General features: G+C 54.6%; 17 protein-coding genes. 9 read left to right on the plus strand and 8 right to left on the minus strand.

The features are described 5' to 3' along the window. Positions 1-44: 44 nt before the first annotated feature. Positions 45-1,001, minus strand: a complete 957-nt coding sequence (ytfQ, locus tag EKN83_RS06975) for a galactofuranose ABC transporter substrate-binding protein YtfQ (RefSeq protein ID WP_014882271.1) — start codon at positions 999-1,001, stop codon at positions 45-47. A 309-nt stretch (positions 1,002-1,310) separates the two neighbouring features. Here ytfQ and ppa point away from each other — a divergent pair, with 309 nt between their 5' ends. Together ppa and EKN83_RS06985 are read left to right on the plus strand one after the other, a co-directional pair. Then, the gene (ppa, locus tag EKN83_RS06980) at positions 1,311-1,841 is read left to right on the plus strand and encodes an inorganic diphosphatase (RefSeq protein WP_008501423.1); all 531 of its coding nucleotides are present in this window, start codon (positions 1,311-1,313) and stop codon (positions 1,839-1,841) included. Between the two features lie 97 nt (positions 1,842-1,938). Then, positions 1,939-2,262: a hypothetical protein gene (locus EKN83_RS06985; RefSeq protein ID WP_235424878.1), complete on the plus strand. Its 324-nt coding sequence runs from the start codon at positions 1,939-1,941 to the stop codon at positions 2,260-2,262. A gap of 45 nt (positions 2,263-2,307) precedes the next feature. On the opposite strand, the gene EKN83_RS06990 is transcribed toward EKN83_RS06985, so the two are convergent. From EKN83_RS06990 to tamA, 3 genes are read right to left on the minus strand one after another with little or no spacing between them, the layout of a single operon-like run. Then, on the minus strand, positions 2,308-2,652 hold the full coding sequence (locus tag EKN83_RS06990; protein WP_025759063.1) for a gamma-glutamylcyclotransferase: 345 nt from the start codon (positions 2,650-2,652) through the stop codon (positions 2,308-2,310). Positions 2,653-2,654: 2 nt separating this feature from the next. Further along, positions 2,655-6,431, minus strand: a complete 3,777-nt coding sequence (gene tamB, locus EKN83_RS06995; protein ID WP_126800575.1) for an autotransporter assembly complex protein TamB — start codon at positions 6,429-6,431, stop codon at positions 2,655-2,657. Continuing rightward, positions 6,428-8,161, minus strand: coding sequence for an autotransporter assembly complex protein TamA (gene tamA / locus EKN83_RS07000; RefSeq protein WP_025759061.1), 1,734 nt, complete (start codon positions 8,159-8,161; stop codon positions 6,428-6,430). Before tamA ends, tamB begins: the two co-directional genes overlap by 4 nt. Before the next feature lie 224 nt (positions 8,162-8,385). On the opposite strand from tamA, the gene msrA reads away from it, so the two are divergent. Continuing rightward, positions 8,386-9,027: a peptide-methionine (S)-S-oxide reductase MsrA gene (msrA, locus tag EKN83_RS07005; RefSeq protein WP_025759060.1), complete on the plus strand. Its 642-nt coding sequence runs from the start codon at positions 8,386-8,388 to the stop codon at positions 9,025-9,027. Here msrA and EKN83_RS07010 read toward each other — a convergent pair whose 3' ends face one another. Further along, positions 9,028-10,086: a LacI family DNA-binding transcriptional regulator gene (locus EKN83_RS07010; protein WP_126800576.1), complete on the minus strand. Its 1,059-nt coding sequence runs from the start codon at positions 10,084-10,086 to the stop codon at positions 9,028-9,030. 192 nt (positions 10,087-10,278) lie between these two features. On the opposite strand from EKN83_RS07010, the gene EKN83_RS07015 reads away from it, so the two are divergent. The 5 genes from EKN83_RS07015 to EKN83_RS07035 all read left to right on the plus strand — a co-directional run bounded on the left by EKN83_RS07015 (position 10,279) and on the right by EKN83_RS07035 (position 16,356). Further along, the gene (locus EKN83_RS07015) at positions 10,279-11,430 is read left to right on the plus strand and encodes a Gfo/Idh/MocA family protein (RefSeq protein ID WP_025759058.1); all 1,152 of its coding nucleotides are present in this window, start codon (positions 10,279-10,281) and stop codon (positions 11,428-11,430) included. A 16-nt stretch (positions 11,431-11,446) separates the two neighbouring features. Beyond that, positions 11,447-12,625 (plus strand): Gfo/Idh/MocA family protein, encoded by a 1,179-nt coding sequence (locus EKN83_RS07020; RefSeq protein ID WP_126800577.1) that lies wholly within the window; start codon positions 11,447-11,449, stop codon positions 12,623-12,625. A 2-nt stretch (positions 12,626-12,627) separates the two neighbouring features. Beyond that, positions 12,628-13,695, plus strand: coding sequence for a Gfo/Idh/MocA family protein (locus EKN83_RS07025; RefSeq protein WP_095450382.1), 1,068 nt, complete (start codon positions 12,628-12,630; stop codon positions 13,693-13,695). Between the two features lie 12 nt (positions 13,696-13,707). Continuing rightward, positions 13,708-14,730: a Gfo/Idh/MocA family protein gene (locus tag EKN83_RS07030; protein WP_045284436.1), complete on the plus strand. Its 1,023-nt coding sequence runs from the start codon at positions 13,708-13,710 to the stop codon at positions 14,728-14,730. A gap of 78 nt (positions 14,731-14,808) precedes the next feature. Continuing rightward, on the plus strand, positions 14,809-16,356 hold the full coding sequence (locus tag EKN83_RS07035; protein ID WP_126800578.1) for an MFS transporter: 1,548 nt from the start codon (positions 14,809-14,811) through the stop codon (positions 16,354-16,356). Positions 16,357-16,533: 177 nt separating this feature from the next. Here EKN83_RS07035 and EKN83_RS07040 read toward each other — a convergent pair whose 3' ends face one another. Together EKN83_RS07040 and EKN83_RS07045 are read right to left on the minus strand one after the other, a co-directional pair. Then, positions 16,534-17,028 carry a YrhA family protein gene (locus EKN83_RS07040; RefSeq protein ID WP_394997594.1) on the minus strand — a complete coding sequence of 165 codons (495 nt, stop codon included), beginning with the start codon at positions 17,026-17,028 and terminating at the stop codon, positions 16,534-16,536. A 16-nt stretch (positions 17,029-17,044) separates the two neighbouring features. After that, complete coding sequence (locus tag EKN83_RS07045) at positions 17,045-18,187, minus strand: HNH endonuclease signature motif containing protein (RefSeq protein WP_126800580.1); 1,143 nt, start codon at positions 18,185-18,187, stop codon at positions 17,045-17,047. A gap of 294 nt (positions 18,188-18,481) precedes the next feature. On the opposite strand from EKN83_RS07045, the gene EKN83_RS07050 reads away from it, so the two are divergent. Continuing rightward, on the plus strand, positions 18,482-19,819 hold the full coding sequence (locus EKN83_RS07050; RefSeq protein WP_025758299.1) for a hemolysin family protein: 1,338 nt from the start codon (positions 18,482-18,484) through the stop codon (positions 19,817-19,819). Between the two features lie 70 nt (positions 19,820-19,889). Here the strand turns inward: EKN83_RS07050 and EKN83_RS07055 are convergent, their stop codons facing one another. Beyond that, positions 19,890-20,096, minus strand: a complete 207-nt coding sequence (locus EKN83_RS07055; RefSeq protein WP_008501430.1) for a DUF1107 domain-containing protein — start codon at positions 20,094-20,096, stop codon at positions 19,890-19,892. Between the last annotated feature and the right edge of the window lie 47 nt (positions 20,097-20,143).

Raw genomic sequence — 20,143 nt, forward strand, 5'->3', positions numbered from 1 at the left:
CCCTCTCCCCTATGGGGAGAGGGTCAGGGTGAGGGGCGAAGGTCTTAGTAGCCCATATTTTTCTTCTTCTCTAACTCTTCTTTCGCCGTGTCCGGCAGGTAGAGCGTGGATTTGGTGACCGTCACCTTCTCAGGCATCGTGCCGTCCTTCTTGAATTTCTCCAGCGCATCGAATGCCGGGCCGGCCATGTTTGGCGTGAGTTCCACGCTGGCGTTGGCTTCACCGTCGATCATCGCTTTATAGATGTCCGGCACGCCGTCGATCGAACCGGTGAGGATATCTTTGCCCGGCTTCAGGCCCGCTTCTTTAATGGCCTGAATCGCCCCGATCACCATGTCATCGTTATGGGCATAAACCATGCAGATGTTCTTGCCGTTGTTTTCGGCCTTAATGAAGCTCTCCATGACCTCTTTCCCTTTACTGCGGGTAAAATCGCCGGACTGGGAGCGGATAATCTTGATGTTTGGCGCTTTGGCAATCGCCTCAGCAAAGCCTTTCTTACGGTCAATGGCCACGCTCGCGCCGACCGTGCCCTGCAGCTCCACGACGTTACACGGCTTGCCATCCACCTGCTTCACCAGCCAGTCGCCAATTAATTGCCCTTCAAGCACGTTGTTGGCGGTTACGGTGGTCATATAGAGAGATTTGTCTTTTACATCGATGGAACGATCGAGCAGGAAGACCGGAATTTCAGCGTCTTTCGCTTCTTTCAGGACGGGTTCCCAGCCGGTAGCCACCACAGGCGCAATGAAGATGGCATCCACGCCCTGAGCGATGAATGAACGCACGGCTTTAATCTGGTTCTCCTGCTTTTGCTGACCATCGGCGATTTTCAGCGTAATGCCGCGTTTCTGGGCCTCGCTTTTCGCCACGTTGGTTTCTGCTGCACGCCAGCCCGATTCAGAGCCGACCTGCGAAAATCCTACGGTTAAGGGTGCGGCCATCGCCATAGACGACATGGCTGCCGAAACTGCTGTGACAAGAAGTAAGCGCTTCCACATATGAGCGTCCTCGTAGGGTGAGTTATTGTTGGTTAAAAGATGTTCTGCGAAATGACTATAGCCAATGAAATATGTAACGAATTGCGTTACATCACACTTCAGAAAAGTGAATAAAACGTTAATCACAAGTTTGTAATCGCTTTCATTTCTCCATGAAAAATGCGGCTGAGTTTATGGATTTTTCTGTCATGGAATCGGTCTGAAAAGTGGGAAGGAGAGGGAGAGAAGGCGAAAACAGGCAGAGACATTCAGTGCGAGTTGGCTATAATACCTGCCACTTGTTTACCATCCATTTTAAAGGACACCGACATGAGCTTACTCAACGTCCCTGCGGGTAAAGAACTGCCAGAAGACATCTACGTAGTTATCGAAATCCCGGCTAACGCAGATCCTATCAAATACGAAGTGGACAAAGAGAGCGGCGCCCTGTTCGTAGACCGTTTCATGTCTACCGCGATGTTCTATCCGTGCAACTACGGTTACATCAACCACACCCTGTCTCTGGACGGTGACCCGGTTGACGTGCTGGTCCCAACGCCATATCCGCTGCAGCCAGGCGCCGTCATTCGCTGCCGTCCAGTGGGCGTGCTGAAAATGACCGACGAATCCGGTGAAGATGCGAAGCTGGTTGCGGTACCACACACCAAACTGAGCAAAGAGTACGATCACATCAAAGATGTGAACGACCTGCCAGAGCTGCTGAAAGCGCAGATCACTCACTTCTTCGAGCACTACAAAGACCTCGAAAAAGGCAAGTGGGTTAAAGTTGACGGCTGGGACAACGCAGAAGCGGCGAAAGCAGAAATCATCGCCTCTTTCGAACGCGCGGCTAAGAAGTAATTCTTACGGCCTGCCGATAAAGCCCCGCTGGTCGGGGCTTTTTTTTGCCATTGAATAACAAGAACACTCCTGACCGTCGCGATCGTGAGCGCTATACATGCTAAGTTTCTTTCTTCAAAGCATAAAAATGGGCTACATAAAGGCGTTTGACTGTTACGGCAAAGACAGCAAATGGCAGTATCTCTGCATCATGGCATTCCAGCTTGCCTGGTTTTTGTTTTACTTATGGATCCCTTATCGAAGCGATTATGCGATTCTGCTGTTTTTACTGTTTTTCCTGCCCGTCATTTCAAGTAATACACGGTGCATAAACTACTATGGCCGTTCACGCGCTTTGTGTTTGTTATGGCTCATTGCCCCCTACATCATGCTGTTCGTTCCTCTGTTTTTAACCCGGCGCCGGGATCCAGAAGAGAATTGAAAGAGTAAAAAAAACAACGCCACCTCACGGTGGCGTTGTCGTTTTTCAGTACTGGTCTCTGTCTAACCAGTTACCGCTTACAATCCGCGTTAACCCTTCGACCGGACGCTGGTAGACGTACATCCACGCGCTTCCGTACGGCGTCTGGATCAACTGGCGCGCGTATTCACCGCCCCTGGTGCGCAAGGCATCAAGTTCGGCAAGTGTCGCGTTATCAATACGATAAACCTCACCCTGTACCGTTCCCTCCCCGGGAACCGCGCCTGGATAGTGGCCCAGGCTGTACAACTGGTAGTTCTCGATATTGTAATTCCCCAGTAGCTGGGCATTGGTCATCCAGTGACTGTTGCCTTGTCTGGTTCTTAAACTGCCGTAGACAAATATTCGCATTGCTAAAACTCAAACTGATAGAGCAGATCAAGTGCCTGGTCTACGCCGGACACTGCTTCCAGATATAGCTTAGGCATCAGGCGATAGCGTAGCGTGAGTGTTGCCAGTGAGTCAAAGATCCCCACACCATATTTTACCTGCAGACCCGGCAGTACATAGCCGCTGACCACCACCTGCGAGGAGTCACCCACGCCCTGGGTGTCCAGCGCCAGATTGCTTACGCCGAACGTCTCACCGATTTTACCCACAACCTGCCCACTTTGTGCAACCCCCAGGCCCACTAACATCGAGGTCATCGCCGCACTGTCGCTCTGACCGCTGTCCAGACCTTGTCCACGCAGCAGATATGAGAGAGCTTCCTGCTGCGACATCGCCGGGTCAGAGAAGATCTCCGCCTTCGGTTCGTCAGCGGAACCCGTAACGCGCACGCCTGCAATAACGTCGTTTTCCGTCGCTTCCGGGTTACGAATCGCTTCGATGTTAAGCAGAGGCTGATCCGGTGGACCGGAGAACAGCAGCTCACCTTTGCGGACAATCAGATCCTGGCCATAGGCATGGAAACGTCCTTCAGGAATATTGATTTGTCCGTTCAGGCCAAGCCCTTGTTTATCCTGCGCCACTTTCAGATCACCCGTCAGTCGCGCCTTCAGCCCAAACGCATCCAGCCGCACGTTATTCCCCACGTGCACGATAAGGTTACTGTTGATGGGTATGCCCGCGCTCTTCTGTTCGACAGGTTTCAGATTGTCATCGAGCATCACTTCATCACTTGAGACGCCGACCGCGCTTTCCGGCACGTCGTGGACCACGATGCGTGCCCACGGCACGTCGACGCGTCCGTCAAGCGTGAAGAGGCTTGGCGTGGCTTCAAAGACCACATCAGGCGAGACGTCCAGTCGCACCATAGGCGGTACGGTGATGCGCACCTTACTGCCTTTCGCCGCAATACGGGCCCGCCAGTTATCGAGCTGGCTCCAGTCCGCGTCGCCGCTGAGGTTGATTTGCCCCTGCTGGGTTAACACCGAGCCGCTCAGCGTCGAGCTCATGCCGTTGAAGTTCATCGCGAGCTGGCTGGGCTGCATGTCAAACGGCATAAAGTTACCGTCGATATCCACCCCGCTGAGCCGCATCTGACCGAACAGCTGCGGGCTTTGCGCGTTGCCGGCCAGACGCAGGTTGGCATTGAGCATCCCTTCTGCTTTTTCCCCGCGGGCGAAAATCGGGTTCACCATCGCCAGGTTGAAGTTGCGGATAGTGACGTTGCCGCCCAGATTGCGCCGTCCCTGTGGATCGGTAATCTGAACCTTCCCGTCAAACTGGCCGTTGTTGGTAAGACGAATCAGCCACCCCAGCTCCGCACGGTTGTTATGCAGGTCCGCGCTCAGGTTCAGGGTGTCGAAAGCCACCGGCAGCGGCGCATCGTTGACCTCCTGCGTCACCTTCACGTTACGTCCGGAAAGCGTGACGCTGCCCTGTGGCAGCCCCTCTTTGGTGGTGTCCCAGGCGACATCGGCTTTCCCGCTGAAGACGCCGCTCGCCTGGGTGGTATCCGGCATAAACGGTTTCAGCATCGCCAGATCGAAGCGATTGAGGTTGATCTGTGCGCGACCTTCCGCCCCCGCATCGATGGTCTGCGGTACGCACAGTTCCGCATTCGGGTTGGTCCAGCAGTGTGGCCCAATGCTGATCTTCTGCTCGGCGTTGCGGTAGTCCAGCGCGATGGCGCGCGACAGCGCCAGCGGCCCTACCGGGGTGTTGAAGCGGGTGTTGTCCAGCGTCCCTTTCCAGCGCTCTTCCTTGCGGTCGAAGCTGCCGGTCAGGTGAAGCTGACCGGAGACCGGCTCGCCCTGCACCCGCAGCTGGAGGTCGTGCTGCTTCTCGTTCCCTTTGGCGTCCAGGGTGACAAGGTTAATGTTGACGTCCGGCTGAGAAATGCGCTCCACGCGCAGGTTCAGGTTACCGCCGATCTGATCGGTGGATTTCACATCCCCTTCCACGCGGACACGGGCGACGCTCAGTTCCTGCCAGCGCAGGTTACTGGCGGTGATATCCGCCAGCAGCTGCGGCGCGTCGACCGTGCCGCGCACTTTCACTAGCCCTTTCGCCGTACCGCCAAGGCCCGGCAGCGCGTTATCCAGATTCGGCGCGTCGATGGTGGCATCCAGATTGAGATCTTTCACCCCCAGCTCGCCTTTGATATCCGCCGTGTTGCGACCCAGCGCCACGTGCAGACCCGGGATAATCCACTGCAGATAGCTGTTGCCTTTGACCGAGCCCTCAACGTTAACCTTGTTCTGCTTCACGTTACCGGTGAGCTTAATCTCCGGCACGTCCATCTGCCACGTTCCACCGTACAGGCTGCCGCGGGTTTTAATCAGACCATCCAGTTTCGACGGCCAGTCCGGCACCTCTTTGGCGGTGTTAATGCCCGTCAGCTTCAGCTCGCCGCGCCAGCTGATCGCCTGCTGCCAGTCGAGCAGCGCGGTCAGCTCGGTTTTACCTTCCAGCGCCGCGACGATCAGCTTGTCGAGATTGACCTGCTGTTCGTTGCCCTTCGCATCCAGCGTGATGTTTGCAGGCGGTACACCCTGCCCCTTCACCGCGGTACGGAACGACAACGTATAATCGGTCATCTTGCCGCTCAGCTTCAGCTTCAGGTCATCGGCCTGGAACTGCTTTTCGCCGGTGAACGGCCAGGAAAGCTGCTTGCTGACGACCTCAAGATTCAGCGGCAGCCCGGCTTCCGCCAGCTGGGTTTGCGCACGCAGAACCATGTCCACCGGGCCGGAGAGATTCACGCCGACGTCCAGCTTGTCGCGCAGCGCCCCGCCCACGTTGACCTTCACCTTTTCGCCTTTCAGCGGATCGATGTTGAGCGCGCTGTTCAGCGTGATATCCACCGGCCAGTTGTCGCGCAGCAGGGCATTCCCTGACGCGTTCACCGAGCCCTGGTTGGTGTCGATATCCAGCGCGTCGAGTTTCATGTTGCCGTCAATGCTGCTGACCTTCAGCAGCATGTTAAAGACCGTCAGGTCGGTATCGCCGGTCAGACGCAGCTGCTCGCCTTTGAACTCTTCAATGTTGAGGTTCAGCGGCAGGTGAACATCGGTCATCTCCGGCAGGACTGGCTTAGAGAACAGATCTTTCAGCGTTTCGCCCAGCGGCTTCTCTTCCGGCTGCGGGTTCTGGATCTTCGGCTCGACGATCTCTTCCTGCGCCACGTCCGCCACTTTCGGCAGCGCGATCAGTAAACCCTGCAGGGAGGTGGGCGTCAGGGTCAGGTTTTTCTCCTGCCAGCGCAGGCCGGAGGTGAAATCCATCACCGACACGGTGGTGTCGTCGATTTTGATATTGACGTTATCCAGCGCCACCCGATAAAGCGCAATCGGGTACGGCGTGGAGAGATTCAGCGGACCGCTCTCCTCTTCTTCCACCGGCGCAGACTTCGGCATTTTCTTCGTATCTATCGCCACGTTGACATCTTTTAGCGACAGATCGTTGACGCAGAGCTTGCTGTCGCGCAGACAGCCCAGCTTCACTGCGAGGTGGAACTCACCGGCGTTCACCGCCACGCCCGGCTGTTCATAGCGGATGTTTTTCAGACGCAGGTCGCGCCAGCCGCCCGTCACCTGGCCAATTTCCAGCCCGGGCACCCAGCGGTTCGCGGCGTTAAACAGCAGATGCAGCCCGCTCGTCGTGCCCACCAGAAATGCCACCATACTGAGCAGCAGCACGATAAAAATCAGTACCCCGAGGCTTATCTTCTTCCATAAACTCATAATTCAGGCCCCAGACCGATGTAAAACTGTAATCCGTGTTCTTCTTTGTCGCCCACCGGAACGGCGAAATCGAGCTTGATGGGCCCGACGGGTGACTGCCAGCGCACGCCTACGCCCGCGCCGGTTTTAAAATCGCTGCGGCGGATATCGCTCACCGCTTCGCCGCCATCGACGAACATCGCCCCCCACCATTTTCCGCTGACGTTGTATTGATACTCCAGCGAGCCGGTGGCCAGCTTGGAAGCACCGATCAGCTTGCCGTCATCATCTTTTGGCGCGATAGACTTGTATTTGTAGCCGCGGATACTGCGGTCCCCCCCGGCGAAGAAGCGCAGGTCCGGCGGGACTTTCTCGAAGTCGCCGGTTTCGATCCAGCCGAGGTTGCCGCGCATCACAAAGCGGTGTTTATCATACAGCGTGCGGATCCAGACGTTTTGCGCCTGAATTACCGAGAAATCCACATCGGAACCCCACATGGTGTTGGAGTAATCGATAGAGTAGCGCTGGGAATCGCCCCAGGTGGGCATCAGGCCGCCGCGCGAGCGGGTGCGGCTGATCATCACCCCAGGATAAAGCAGCATGGTGGTGTTGGTGACGTTGGCCTGAGTAAAGTGGTCCAGACTCCAGCGCAGGTTAATGGCGCGCTGCCAGCCGCTGGAGAGATCCCAGTAACGTGACACGGCAAGCGTGGTGGAATCTGACTCGGTATCGTTCAGGTCGGTTCGCTTAAAGCCCCCCTGAACCAGGTAGTACTGCTCGAGCGGGTTTTTCAGCAACGGCATTTTGTAGCTGAAATCGAGCTGCTGTTCCGGGGCAGAGATACTGGCGCTGGTGGTCAGGCTGTGGCCCCAGGAGTTCATCCACGGCTTTTTCCAGGTGGCCTTCACGCGCGGGCCGACGTCCGTCGAATAGCCCACACCGGTTTCAATGGTGTTCTCGGTGCGCGGCGAGACAACGCCATGCAGCGGCAACACCTTGGTTTTGCGAGACTTATCAAATTCCGGCGCGACAATCACGGAGTTAAACCAGCCGGTGGCAGAGAGGCGTCGGTTGAGCTCTCCCAGATCGCTCGACTGGTAGTAATCCCCTTTTTTGAAAGGCACGAGGTTTTGCAGGTACTCTTCACGAATTTGCGAACCTTCGAACGTCACATCGCCAAAGCGATAACGTTCCCCGCTGTCGTAGTCGATATCCCAGAAGGCCTGACGTCGCGCCAGTGCAATACCGAGCTGGCTTTTGTTGAACTGGCTGTCAAAGTAGCCCTTACGCAGGGACACGCTCGTCAGCTCTTTTTTGAAATGGTCGTAGTCACCGTGGTTGAGCACGGTGCCGATTTTCGGCCGCGTGCTGAGCAGATCCAGATAGTCCCGGTCAGTACGCGCCCCGCCGCGCAGGATAACGTTGGTGCCGCCAATCAATACGGGCTCACCCGGCGAAACGCGGGCAATAAGCACCTGCCGCCCCTTCTTTGGCGGTGGACGGAGGTCAAAATCAATGGTGGGCTCGTAATACCCCAGCGCTTTCAGCCCTTCACGGATGGCATCATCCACGCGCGCGCGAAAACGCCGGTCCGGCGTCACCTCATCACTCTGGATGGTCGATAACTGCGCACGCACGTTTTTTTGTAGCGCCCCGGATAACCCCTCAACCTGCAAACGGACATTCGCCGCGCTGGCAATCCCGCTTGTCAGCAACATACTGACCAAACATAACTGGCGGATTTTTGTCACGTTCTCTCCTGAATATCCCTGTTTCCACCCTGGAAGCAAATGAAATGCCGCTCCGCGGCAAAATACGGCCTGTTGGCCAAAAACCCACATCGCGGGTTGAAAATGGGTATAACACCCAAATATTTCTTATGATTAAATCTAGACTCATTCAGCGCATTTATTGTGTTCAATTAAACGCTTCGTGACAACCTTAACCGAAACATCGCACCCCGGGAGGCCCCATCGTGAGTTTATTCGACAAAAAGCATCTGGTTTCACAAGCTGATGCATTACCGGGACGCAACACCCCTATGCCTGTGGCGACCTTACACGCCGTCAATGGCCATTCCATGACCAATGTTCCTGAAGGTATGGAAATCGCCCTGTTTGCCATGGGCTGCTTCTGGGGCGTTGAACGCCTCTTCTGGCAACTGCCTGGCGTTTACAGTACGGCAGCCGGCTATACGGGCGGTTACACGCCAAACCCAACCTACCGCGAAGTCTGCTCCGGCGAAACCGGCCATGCGGAAGCGGTGCGCGTGGTGTATGACCCCGCGGTGATTAGCTACGAGCAGCTCCTGCAGGTCTTCTGGGAAAACCACGACCCGGCGCAGGGCATGCGTCAGGGTAATGATCACGGCACCCAGTACCGCTCGGCCATTTATCCGCTCACCCCGGAGCAGGACGCTGCGGCGCGCGCCAGCCTTGAACGCTTCCAGCAGGCCATGCGTGAAGCGGGCGATACGCGCGAGGTGACCACGGAAATCGCGACGGCAAAACCGTTCTACTATGCCGAGGACGATCACCAGCAGTATCTGCATAAAAACCCCTATGGCTACTGCGGTATCGGGGGCATCGGCGTCTGCCTGCCGCCACAGCTGGCCTGATTACTGATCCAGCGCCACGCGAGCCGCGTGGCGCGTAGCATTGCTGACCGAACCGTAATCCATCACTTTGCCCTGCAGCAGCAGGTTAAAGACCGGCGCCTGCGGTCGGTTCAGCCGCGTCTGCAGCAGGTGCACAGCCTCAATCCCCAATTCCCGGCAGGGCACAGTGACGCCCGTGACCGGCCTTTCCAGACGGTGCGCCAGATTCCAGGCAAAATCGGTGGTAATGAGCGCAATATCTTCCGGGATACGCAGGCCGTGGCGCGTTAACGCCCTGACCACCCCTTCGGTCATGCTGGTGCTGTTGGGGAAAATGACCTCCGGCCACTGGGATCGGTCATGGCTTAACAGCCACGCATCGAGCGCCTGCTCGGCCTCGTCTGCCGTAAACCACTCCGTGACTAACAAATCGCGCTGGGGATCAAAGGCAACGTGAAAATGGCGGTATGCCTCTTTAATGCCGTCCAGACGCGCATACAGCGTATCCCGTCGCAGGCAGGTGAGCGTAAGCACGCGGCGGTGCCCCTGCTCAAAGAGATATTGCATGGCGGTAAAGCCGATCGCCCGATGGTCGGGTGACACGGAATCCAGGACCCGATCCCGGTCAACAGAGTTGATTAAAACGCAGGGTTTATTAAGCGTGCTGGCCAGTTTAAATATGGTGGCATCATCCGTGCCGATGATAATTATCGCATTGATATTTTTATGGCTGGCCTTTTCCATAAATAACTTCACATCCGCGTGTTGCTCTTCTAATGCACAACAGCTGACCCACACATTGTGTCGCGAGCAGGCTTCGGCAATGCCTTTGGTCACTTCCAGATAAAAAATATCACCGCGTCCCTGAAAGGTTCTTTCCGGTGCAAAAACCGCGATGCCGTTAATTAACAGCCGGCCGCTCGCCATTGACTCCAGAACACCTAATTCTCGCGCGGTGCGAACGATCGCGTCCCTGGCTTTATCGCTGGTATAAGACTTGCCGCTTAATACCCGCGAAACCGTGCTAACGGAATAGCCCGTCAGGGACGCGATCTCCTCCATTTTTAACCTGCCCGGCATAGTGTGACCTCGCTCTCAATCAGTTTTTGCAAATATTTGCAGAAACAGCACGTTGATTTTAAAACCAAATTTCAGAAAGCCTGGAGATTACTTAATCACCTTGCGAGTATTCTCACAAAAACACATTGTCGCTGTGGCTCCCCTTTCCTATTTTCCGGTCATCACTCATTTCAACTGAAATTAAGGTGTGACATGGAGAAGGTACGTTTTGGCATTATTGGAATAGGTAATATCGGTACGGTCCACGCGCGTTATTTACTGGCGGGTACGGTCAGTGACGCCTGCCTGACGGCGGTTTGCGATAATGCGCCGGAAAAGCACCCGGCCATTCGTCAGCTGGTCGGCTCCATCCCTCTCTTCAGCGACGCGCAGGAGATGCTCCAGAGCGGGCTTATCGACGCGGTGATTGTCGCGACGCCCCATTATGACCATCCACGCCTGTCGATGCTGGCGATGCGCCACGGCATCCATACCTTGTGTGAAAAACCGGCGGGCGTGTATACCGCCCAGGTTCAGGAGATGAACGCCTGCGCTCGGGAGTGCGATGTGGTGTTTGGCATCATGTACAACCAGCGCCCGAACCCGCTCTATCAGAAGGTGAAGGATCTGATCGACAGCGGCGAGCTGGGTGAGATCCGCCGGTCGAACTGGATCATCACCAACTGGTATCGCTCGCAGAGCTACTACAACTCCGGCGGCTGGCGCGCCACATGGAAAGGCGAAGGCGGCGGCGTACTGCTCAATCAGGACCCGCATCAGCTCGATCTCTGGCAGTGGCTGGTCGGCATGCCTGTTCGTCTGCGCGCGTTTTGCCAGTTCGGCAAACATCGCGATATTGAAGTGGAAGATGAGGTCACCGCTTATGCCGAGTACGCCAACGGCGCGACCGGCGTGTTTATTACCACCGTCGCGGAAACGCCGGGGACCAACCGGCTGGAAATCACAGGCGATCGCGGCAAGGTAGTCGTCGAAGAAGGCAAGCTGCGCTACTGGCGACTGCGTGAATCCGAAACCGCCTTCAACGCCCGCTGGCAAAACGGCTTTGGCGAACCCGAATGCTGGGAGGTCACCCTTCCCGTCGCCCCGGAGTGCAGCGAACACCACGTCATTACCGCCAATTTCTGTGCCGCCATCCTGCGCGGCGAGCCGCTTATTGCACCGGGCCTGGAAGGGATCCGCGGGCTGACGCTCTCCAACGCCATGCACCTCTCCACCTGGACCGACGACTGGGTCGACCTGCCGCTCAACGAGAAACAGTATCTGCGCCTGCTGCAGCAGCGTATCAGCACCTCAGTGGCTAAAGAGACAGCCAGCGTCACGCTGGATGCTTCCGGCACCTGGTAACTCCGGAGAAGAAACGATGTTAAATGTCGCTATCGTGGGAACAGGGAATATCTCGCATAACCATATTCAGGGCTATTTGCAGTTTGGCCAGCGCTGTCGGATCGTCGCGCTGGTGGATATCTACCCGGAAAAAGCCCACGAGAAAAAAACGCGCTACGGCCTGACGGACGCCCGCGTGTATGAAAGCCACCAGCAGATGCTGGCGTCAGAGCCGGAGATTGACATCGTGGATGTCTGCACCCCGCCCTACGTCCATGCAGAGATCAGCATTGATGCCCTCAATGCCGGTTGCCATGTGCTGTGCGAAAAACCGATGGCCGCCTCGCTGGAGGAGTGCGACGCGATGATCGCCGCACAAAAGGCCAGTGGCAAAATCCTCTCCATCATTGCCCAGAATCGCTTTACCGACGCCTTCTGGCGTCTGAAAGCGGCGCTGGATTCCGGTCTTGCCGGCAAGATCTGTCATGCCCAGGTGGATTCGTTCTGGTGGCGCGGACACTGCTACTACGACCTGTGGTGGCGCGGCACCTGGGAAAAAGAGGGGGGCGGCTGCACCCTTAACCACGCGGTTCACCACATCGACGCCATTCAGTGGATGCTGGGCTTCCCGTCCGAGGTGGTGGCGATGATGACCAACGTGGCGCACGACAATGCCGAAGTGGAGGACCTCAGCGCCGCGATATTTAAATACCCCAGCGGCGCGCTCACCCAGCTGACCGCCTCCGTTGTGCACCACGGGGAAGATCAGAAAATCATTATCCAGGGTGAAAAGGCGCGCATCTCCGCGCCATGGCAGGCCTTTGCCAGCGTCAGTGCGGACAACGGTTTCCCGCAGGAAACCCACGACCAGCAGCGAGAAGCGCAGCTCGACGCCGTTTTTCAGGAGACGCCGAAGCTCGACTGGACGCTGCACACCGGGCAGATTAACGATCTGCTTGACGCCATCGGGCACGGCACGGCGCCGTTAGTCGATGGTCTGCAGGGCAAACGCTCCCTGGAGCTGATTACCGCGATTTATAAATCCGCCATTACCCGCACGGTGGTCTCGCTGCCGATTCAGCGCGACGACCCATTTTACCGCACAGGTGGGACGAACAGCCTCGCCCCCCGTTTTTATGAAAAATCCGCAAGCGTCGCCAACTTCAGTGAGGTCGGCGCCATCCCTCTGGGCAAAGATCTGGATCGAGGACTCTAACCATGAACAAAAATGACGGAATGAACTACGCGCCGGTCGGTAAGCCACAGCCGGTGGTGAAGGAAGGCGAATTTGTCTTTGCCGCCGCCGCGCTCGACCACGGCCATATCTACGGCATGAGTAACGGGCTGATTGAAGCCGGGGCCACGCTGAAGTGGGTGTACGATCCTGATCCGGCCAAAGTGGATAAATTCATCCAGCAGTATCCGCAGGCACGCGTTGCCGCGTCGCTGGAGCAGATCCTCGCCGACGATGAGGTGCGCCTGGTGGCGGGCGCCGCCATTCCCTCCGAGCGCTGCGCGCTGGGGCTGAAAACGATGGCCGCTGGCAAGGACTACTTCACGGATAAAGCGCCGCTCACCACCCTTGAGCAACTGGAAGACGCCAAAGCCATGGTGGAAAAAACGGGCCGCAAATACGCGGTGTATTACAGCGAACGCCTGCATGTGGAGAGCGCGGTCTTTGCCGGACAGCTGGTGCAGCAAGGGGCCATTGGCCGTGTCGTACAAACGCTGGGGACAGGCCCGCACCGGGAAGGCACCGGGCGCCCGGACTGGTTCTACGATCGTCGTTATTTCGGCGGGATTCTGTGCGATATCGGCAGCCATCAGATTGAACAGTTCCTTTTTTACACCGGCAACCACGACGCCTCCGTGGTGGCAAGCCAGGTCCGCAACGTCAAACACCCACAGTATCCCGCCTTCGAAGATTTTGGTGATGCCATGTTGAAAGGGGAAAACGGCGCCAGCGGCTATTTTCGCTGCGACTGGTTTACCCCTGACGGGCTTTCTACGTGGGGCGATGGCCGCCTGACGCTGCTCGGCACCGACGGGTATATCGAGATCCGCAAATATGTCGATCTCACCCGCGGCGAGCAGGACGTGGTGTACCTCGTCAATAAAGAGGGGGAGTTCCGCTATCCGGTCGCCGGCCAGGTCGGCTTCCCGTTCTTTGGCGAACTGATCCTCGACTGTTTGCATCGTACTGAAAACGCCATGACCCAGGCCCACGCCTTCAAGGCGGCGGAGCTTTGCGTGAAGGCACAGATGCTGGCCAACGCGACGGAATAACGGGAGGCGACAATGACGATCCTGAACACGGCGGTGATCGGTGCCGGGGCGATCCACATTTGCCATATCAATGCATTGCGCCAGATCCCCGGGGTCGCGCTGCGCGCGCTGGTCGATACCGAAAGCGTGAAAGGGCTGAAGCTGGCAATGGGCTATCAGTGCCGCTTTTATCAGGATTACCGGGAAATGCTGCTGGATGACGCCATCGACGTGGTGCATATCTGCACGCCGCATGTCGAGCATAAGCCCATGATCCTGGCGGCGCTCGCCGCCGGGAAGCATGTGTTCTGCGAAAAACCGGTGGGCATGAACCGCAGTGAACTGGTGGATATCACCCGCGCCGCTGAACAGGCATCGGGTCTGCTCGGCGTGTGTTATCAGAACCGCTATAACCCCACCAGCCTGCGCATTCGCCAGGCGCTGGACGATAGCGAACTGGGGAAAATGCTCAGCATCAAAGCGGTGCTGACATGGTCACGCTCGGGGACGTATTACACCGAAAGTCCCTGGCGCGGGCGGCTGGCAACGGAAGGTGGCAGCCTGCTGATCAACCAGGCCATTCATACCCTCGACCTGATGCAGTGGTTCGCCGGCGGGGTGACGCGTGTGAAAGGCGTGGTGGATAGCGGTGAGCTGGCGGACGTAACCGAAGGCGAAGACAGCGCGATGGCCACCCTGCACTTTGCCAACGGCGCGCGCGGCCTGTTTTACGCCAGCAACTGCAATACCACCGATTCCCCGCTCCTGATGGAGATCCACTGTGAGCGGGGCTCGCTGCTGCTGAACGACAACACGCTCTGGCGCGTGACGTCGGGGGAGCGCGTTACCCTCGCGAGCGACGGCTCCCCGGATGGCTCGGTCAAAAGTTACTGGGGGCTCGGGCATCAGCAGGCGATCCGACGTTTTTATCACGCGATTACCCACCCGGGCTACGCGGACTACACCGACATCCGTGAAGCCGGAAAATCACTCACTCTTGTGGAGGCTATTTACCGCTCATCTCAATTAAGGCAATGGATAGAGATCAACAACTAGAACGTAATTTGTATTCCAGCAGTAAATAAAAAAACGACCCAAATATGGGTTTATAGCTACCCTACACTGGATATTATTATGGTCAAATCAACTGAACGTAGAGTGGGTTATGGCGTGGCGCTCGGCTACGGCATAACCGATCTGTTTGGCGGCGGCGCTTTCGCCATTATCGGCACCTGGCTGTTATTTTTTTACACCACCTATTGCGGCCTCTCGGTGATTGAAGCGGGGTCTATATTCGCGATTGCCCGCGTTATCGATGCGTTATTAAGTCCGATTATGGGGTATATCACCGATAATTTCGGCGACACCTGGCTCGGACGTAAATTTGGTCGTCGCCGCTTCTTTTTATTACTCAGTTCACCGTTAATGTTTTTATATGCTCTGCTGTGGTTAACGGATATGGGTTACTGGTATTACCTGGGCACATATCTTTCGATTGAGCTGCTGTCGGCGATGGTGCTGGTGCCCTGGGAAACCCTGGCGGCAGAGATGACAAACCGGTATGAGGAGCGTAGCCGCCTCTCCGGCGTGCGGATGATCTGTTCCCAGCTGGGTGGTTTTCTTGCGGTTTCCGTTCCCGGCGTGATTATGCAGTTCACAGGAAAAGATAATCCATTTACCTATACCCTCACCGGGCTGATCTTCTCCTGTGTGTTCTGCATCGCGGTATTTATTACCTGGTACATCACCTGGGAAGCGAAGGATGTGCAACAGGAATCCACGTTTAAAGTGGAGAATCATCGCAGCAGCGGGATACTTAATCACCTGAAATATCTGGTGCTGGATCTCTTTTCCTCTTTCCGGATCCGCGCGTTTCGCCTCCATATTATTATTTATATCTTTTCCTTTACGGCGATGGATGTATTCGGGTCGGTCTTTACCTATTATGTCGTTTATTGCCTGAGCCAGGACGCGGCGGCGGTGTCGGGCTGGCTGAGCATTGCGGCATTCGCCTCGGTACCCGGCACGTATGGATTTATGTTGTTGCTGAACAGGCTGAATATCACCCCTTCCGCCGCGTTGCGCCTCTCCTACAGCTGCATTTTCCTGGTGCTGGCTTTCCTGTTTGCGATCTACCTGACCAAAACCCAGGTGCCGACGCTGCTGTTCTCGGCGGTCTTTATCCTGCTCGGTGCCGCCCGCTCAGGCCTCTATTACATACCGTGGAACATCTACAGCTTCATTCCGGATATCGACGAGATAGTGACGCAGCAGCGCCGCGAAGGCATTTTTGCCGGCGTCATGGTCCTGACCCGCAAAAGCACCGTGGCGATGGCCATCATGATTATTGGCCTGGTGCTGCAGGAGGCCGGTTTTGTGAAAGGCAGCGGCGCGCAGCCTGAAAGCGCGCTGGGGGCGATTATTGGTCTGATGATTTTCGCGACGTCAGCCCTGCTGGCGGTCAGCTTCTTCACCACCTATAAGTTTAAGCTCACCCGTGAGACGCATAAGCTGCTCCTCAAAGAGATTGCGCGCCGTAAGCTCGGCGGAGATTACCGCGACTGCGACGCCAGGACGCGCGTGGTGATCAAACAGCTCACCGGCTATGAGTATGATCAGGTCTGGGGCGGCGATGCGACACGCCGTGCCGTGGGCGATGTCGGGTTATCACCCGCAAAATAGTGCTTCTCGCCAGGCAGGCGCTCCCCGTCTGCCCGGCCCCGTTTTACTCAAAATGTGACCTCTGGCAGATTTAGATCTCTTTATACTATAAAAGGAAAACTCTGGCATATTACTGCGGATAATAAAGCCCCCCTATGATATTTATACTACAGGGGGCATAATTTGCAGAAAGAATACTTACTTAACTGTTTCAAGTATTTCACTTAAAAAGTCATTGAAATTATCAAATGAACCATATATCGACTCTGTAGAGGCATTGTCACGAATTTCAAATAAATTCATTTTTGTATCATAAGTAAACAATGACATTCCATCCTCACCAATAACTAAGCGTTCTTGTAATTCGGGATCTAAATAATCATTATTGCGATAAAACTCATTCATAATGAACAAATTTTTAACGATTGGTTCTGGATTTGATAAACTAAACATTGTCAGCCCGTTATACTCAAATCCATCCATTGTTTTGATGAATGTAGTATAATCAGGTTGATTAGCTAAAAGAAGACACGTTTCATTTCCGATTTGATCCAGTATTGGTGAGGCAGTTTTTCTGCGTCCTTTTGTTAGACTATCAAGAAATGATGCGTTAATAGGTTGCTCGATTGGGTACTCTAAATCGGTCATCATCTTTCGTAATTCGATTAGCAGATCTGTTACATTTGATTTCATTTTCATACCCATCAAATTATTTAAGCGGATAAATCGAGCCAGAAGGCATAACCCATGGAGTTACTTTGCTGTCTCCCGGTAGCATACCTCTTGTCGATGTTCTCTGCATATTTGTTAATACCTTATGAAACGGTTCTTTTTCAATCAATGATAAGTTATCAAAGGCATTTGTGCCACCATCATCCAATGGTAGTTTATGATGAACTTCCCAGCCATCTGGTGCTGTACCCTTACTCATTTTGAACAAATCTGAAGGTTCGAAGACGTTAGCTGCATCTGAAGAATGGGATAATTGATTAAGAAATTTCTTCCTCACTGTATTATTAAATTCTTTCCTCAGTAACATAGTTTCAGAAGGATCACGTTTTATGTAGTTTATTTCTTTCACTTCTATATTATTTAATAATTTTGTCTCTCCCCTTACTTTGCCTAAATAACTATAGGCTTCATCAAAAGACGCACTATTAGGTCGTTTCGCTAAAAGAATTGAAGCCGCCGCAATAGCTGTACCTGCTGTTTGTTCATTCAGTACTTGATCATATCCCTTAACCGCATCTCCACCTAACTGTTCCGCCGTTTTCCTGAAGCCCTCAACGTTACCATTGTAAACACCGCCAGCAGCCAGTAAACGTCCTGCGGACTTGCTGTTAATCGTCTTGTTTGTCGGTTCAGAAGCTGGGGTCGATGTACCACCGAAGGAAGATAATGCAAACGAAGTGGGGCGTGGCTTTCCTGTACCGTAGTACCTGCATCCTACTGAATTCCTGTACTCTCTCAGAATCTGTTCAGCACCATTCATTTCAAATGCATGGTAATTCTTACAGATAAGCTGGCCTTCTTCATTGATATAGAACACCTCCCCTGGGGAAGCAGAACGGTTTAACATCACGACTTCACCTCTGAAGACAAGATACCTCATACGTCTTTCAGTATTGAACCCATTGGAACGATTATTCTGATACGCATAACTACGCGAATATGACGGGCGAGGCCTAAGCCCTTCAACATGATAATGATCACGGTATCTGTCATCAAACTCATACTCCTGTCTGATGTAATCCCATGTGACAGAAGGACGTGTAATCAGTTCATACTTTTCAGGTTCAAGGTTATCCCTTGAGAGATAGAACAGGTTAAATCCCGGTAAGCTAAAACTCATAACCAATTCCTTTTGGAAACGAACTGTGCATTTTATAACCACAACGCCTTGAAAACAAATGATTGTTTTGACCTGTGTTCGTAGGCTTATCTGGTGAAGGCTCCCTGCAAACTCTAAACCCAACACGCAGCGGTGCACTAACGCCAAAATGTGACCTCTGGCAGATTTACATCTCTTTACGCTATACTACCCGCTGAAATAATCGGCTCAACGCTACGAGCTGACGTTCAATGTGTTTCCACACAAATGGTATCAACTCCCCTTCTGAGGATCTGGCGAGAAGCCGGATAAACTATGTTAAACAGTATTTTAGTAATACTTTGTCTTATTGCCGTCAGTGCATTTTTCTCGATATCGGAGATCTCGCTGGCCGCGTCCCGTAAAATCAAACTGAAGCTGCTTGCTGACGAAGGCAATATCAACGCCTCCCGCATTCTCAAAATGCAGGAAAACCCCGGTACGTTCTTCACCGTGGTGCAAATTGGCCTGAACGCGGTCGCTATCCTGGGCGGTATCGTGGGCGATGCGGCGTTTTCCCCGGCATTTTATAGCCTCTTTGTGCAGTACATGTCCGCCGAACTGGCCGAGCAGCTGAGCTTTATTCTCTCCTTCTCGCTGGTGACCGGGCTGTTCATTCTCTTCGCTGACCTGACCCCGAAACGCATCGGTATGATTGCGCCAGAAGCTGTAGCTTTGCGTATCATCAACCCGATGCGCTTCTGTCTGTACGTGTTTCGTCCGCTGGTGTGGTTCTTCAACGGCCTGGCGAACGTGATTTTCCGCATCTTTAAACTGCCAATGGTGCGTAAAGACGACATCACCTCTGACGACATTTATGCGGTCGTGGAAGCCGGTGCGCTGGCCGGGGTGCTGCGTAAGCAGGAACACGAGCTGATTGAGAACGTATTCGAACTGGAATCCCGTACCGTTCCCTCTTCCATGACGGGCCGTGAAAGCATTATCTGGTTCGATTTACATGAAGATGAGCAGAGCCTGAAGAACAAAGTAGCGCAGCATCCGCACTCTAAGTTCCTGGTCTGTAATGAAGACATCGACCACATCATCGGTTACGTCGACTCGAAAGATCTGCTGAACCGCGTGCTGGCGAACCAGAGCCTGGCGCTCAACAGCGGCGTGCAGATCCGCAATACCCTGATTGTGCCGGACACCCTGACGCTTTCAGAAGCGCTGGAAAGCTTTAAAACCGCCGGGGAAGACTTCGCGGTGATCATGAACGAATACGCTCTGGTGGTGGGTATCATTACCCTCAATGACGTCATGACCACCCTGATGGGCGACCTGGTTGGCCAGGGCCTGGAAGAGCAGATTGTTCAGCGTGACGATAACTCATGGCTGATTGATGGCGGCACACCGATTGAAGACGTGATGCGCGTGCTGGATATCGACGAGTTCCCGCAGTCCGGAAATTACGAGACCATCGGCGGCTTTATGATGTTTATGCTGCGTAAAATCCCAAAACGTACCGACTCGGTGAAGTTCTCCGGCTACAAGTTTGAGGTGGTGGATATTGATAACTACCGCATCGACCAGCTGCTGGTGACGCGAATCGATAACAAACCGACCGTGCTGGTACCGAAGTTGCCAGATGCGGAAGAGAAGGTGTCGGCGTAAGGTTCCTGCCCCAGAAACATCAACGGCTCCCATCGGGAGCCGTTTGTTTAACTACTGCATAGCACGTTGGTTAAGCCATCTCAGTTTGCAGACGCATAACCTGACGGTTGACTTCGGACATCACAGACAGGTGCTGTTTGTCCTTCACTTTTGGGACAAGGATCTTGCCCTTATCAAACTCAAAAGCGCCAACATCCTTGATATACAACCGTCCACGGAACAGGATCTTCACGTACTTCGCCACCTGAAGCGGGTTGTAGCGTTGGAAAATTTTCATTCTTGTATCTCCTGCGAATCATACGCTCTTGCGGTGCCACAATCGGC

This window comes from Enterobacter sp. WCHEn090032, from assembly GCF_003986875.1.
Classification (GTDB): Bacteria; Pseudomonadota; Gammaproteobacteria; order Enterobacterales; family Enterobacteriaceae; genus Enterobacter; species Enterobacter sichuanensis.

What these genes read in the sequence shown, in the direction of transcription:
- EKN83_RS06990 (WP_025759063.1), bottom strand. Translation starts at nt 2,652, where the DNA reads ATGCGAATATTTGTCTACGGCAGTTTAAGAACCAGACAAGGCAACAGT.
- ppa (WP_008501423.1), top strand. Translation starts at nt 1,311, where the DNA reads ATGAGCTTACTCAACGTCCCTGCGGGTAAAGAACTGCCAGAAGACATC.
- EKN83_RS07010 (WP_126800576.1), bottom strand. Translation starts at nt 10,086, where the DNA reads ATGCCGGGCAGGTTAAAAATGGAGGAGATCGCGTCCCTGACGGGCTAT.
- EKN83_RS07035 (WP_126800578.1), top strand. Translation starts at nt 14,809, where the DNA reads ATGGTCAAATCAACTGAACGTAGAGTGGGTTATGGCGTGGCGCTCGGC.
- EKN83_RS07015 (WP_025759058.1), top strand. Translation starts at nt 10,279, where the DNA reads ATGGAGAAGGTACGTTTTGGCATTATTGGAATAGGTAATATCGGTACG.
- EKN83_RS07045 (WP_126800580.1), bottom strand. Translation starts at nt 18,187, where the DNA reads ATGAGTTTTAGCTTACCGGGATTTAACCTGTTCTATCTCTCAAGGGAT.
- EKN83_RS07030 (WP_045284436.1), top strand. Translation starts at nt 13,708, where the DNA reads ATGACGATCCTGAACACGGCGGTGATCGGTGCCGGGGCGATCCACATT.
- EKN83_RS07020 (WP_126800577.1), top strand. Translation starts at nt 11,447, where the DNA reads ATGTTAAATGTCGCTATCGTGGGAACAGGGAATATCTCGCATAACCAT.
- EKN83_RS07055 (WP_008501430.1), bottom strand. Translation starts at nt 20,096, where the DNA reads ATGAAAATTTTCCAACGCTACAACCCGCTTCAGGTGGCGAAGTACGTG.
- tamB (WP_126800575.1), bottom strand. Translation starts at nt 6,431, where the DNA reads ATGAGTTTATGGAAGAAGATAAGCCTCGGGGTACTGATTTTTATCGTG.
- EKN83_RS07040 (WP_394997594.1), bottom strand. Translation starts at nt 17,028, where the DNA reads ATGAAATCAAATGTAACAGATCTGCTAATCGAATTACGAAAGATGATG.
- EKN83_RS07050 (WP_025758299.1), top strand. Translation starts at nt 18,482, where the DNA reads ATGTTAAACAGTATTTTAGTAATACTTTGTCTTATTGCCGTCAGTGCA.
- ytfQ (WP_014882271.1), bottom strand. Translation starts at nt 1,001, where the DNA reads ATGTGGAAGCGCTTACTTCTTGTCACAGCAGTTTCGGCAGCCATGTCG.
- EKN83_RS06985 (WP_235424878.1), top strand. Translation starts at nt 1,939, where the DNA reads ATGCTAAGTTTCTTTCTTCAAAGCATAAAAATGGGCTACATAAAGGCG.
- EKN83_RS07025 (WP_095450382.1), top strand. Translation starts at nt 12,628, where the DNA reads ATGAACAAAAATGACGGAATGAACTACGCGCCGGTCGGTAAGCCACAG.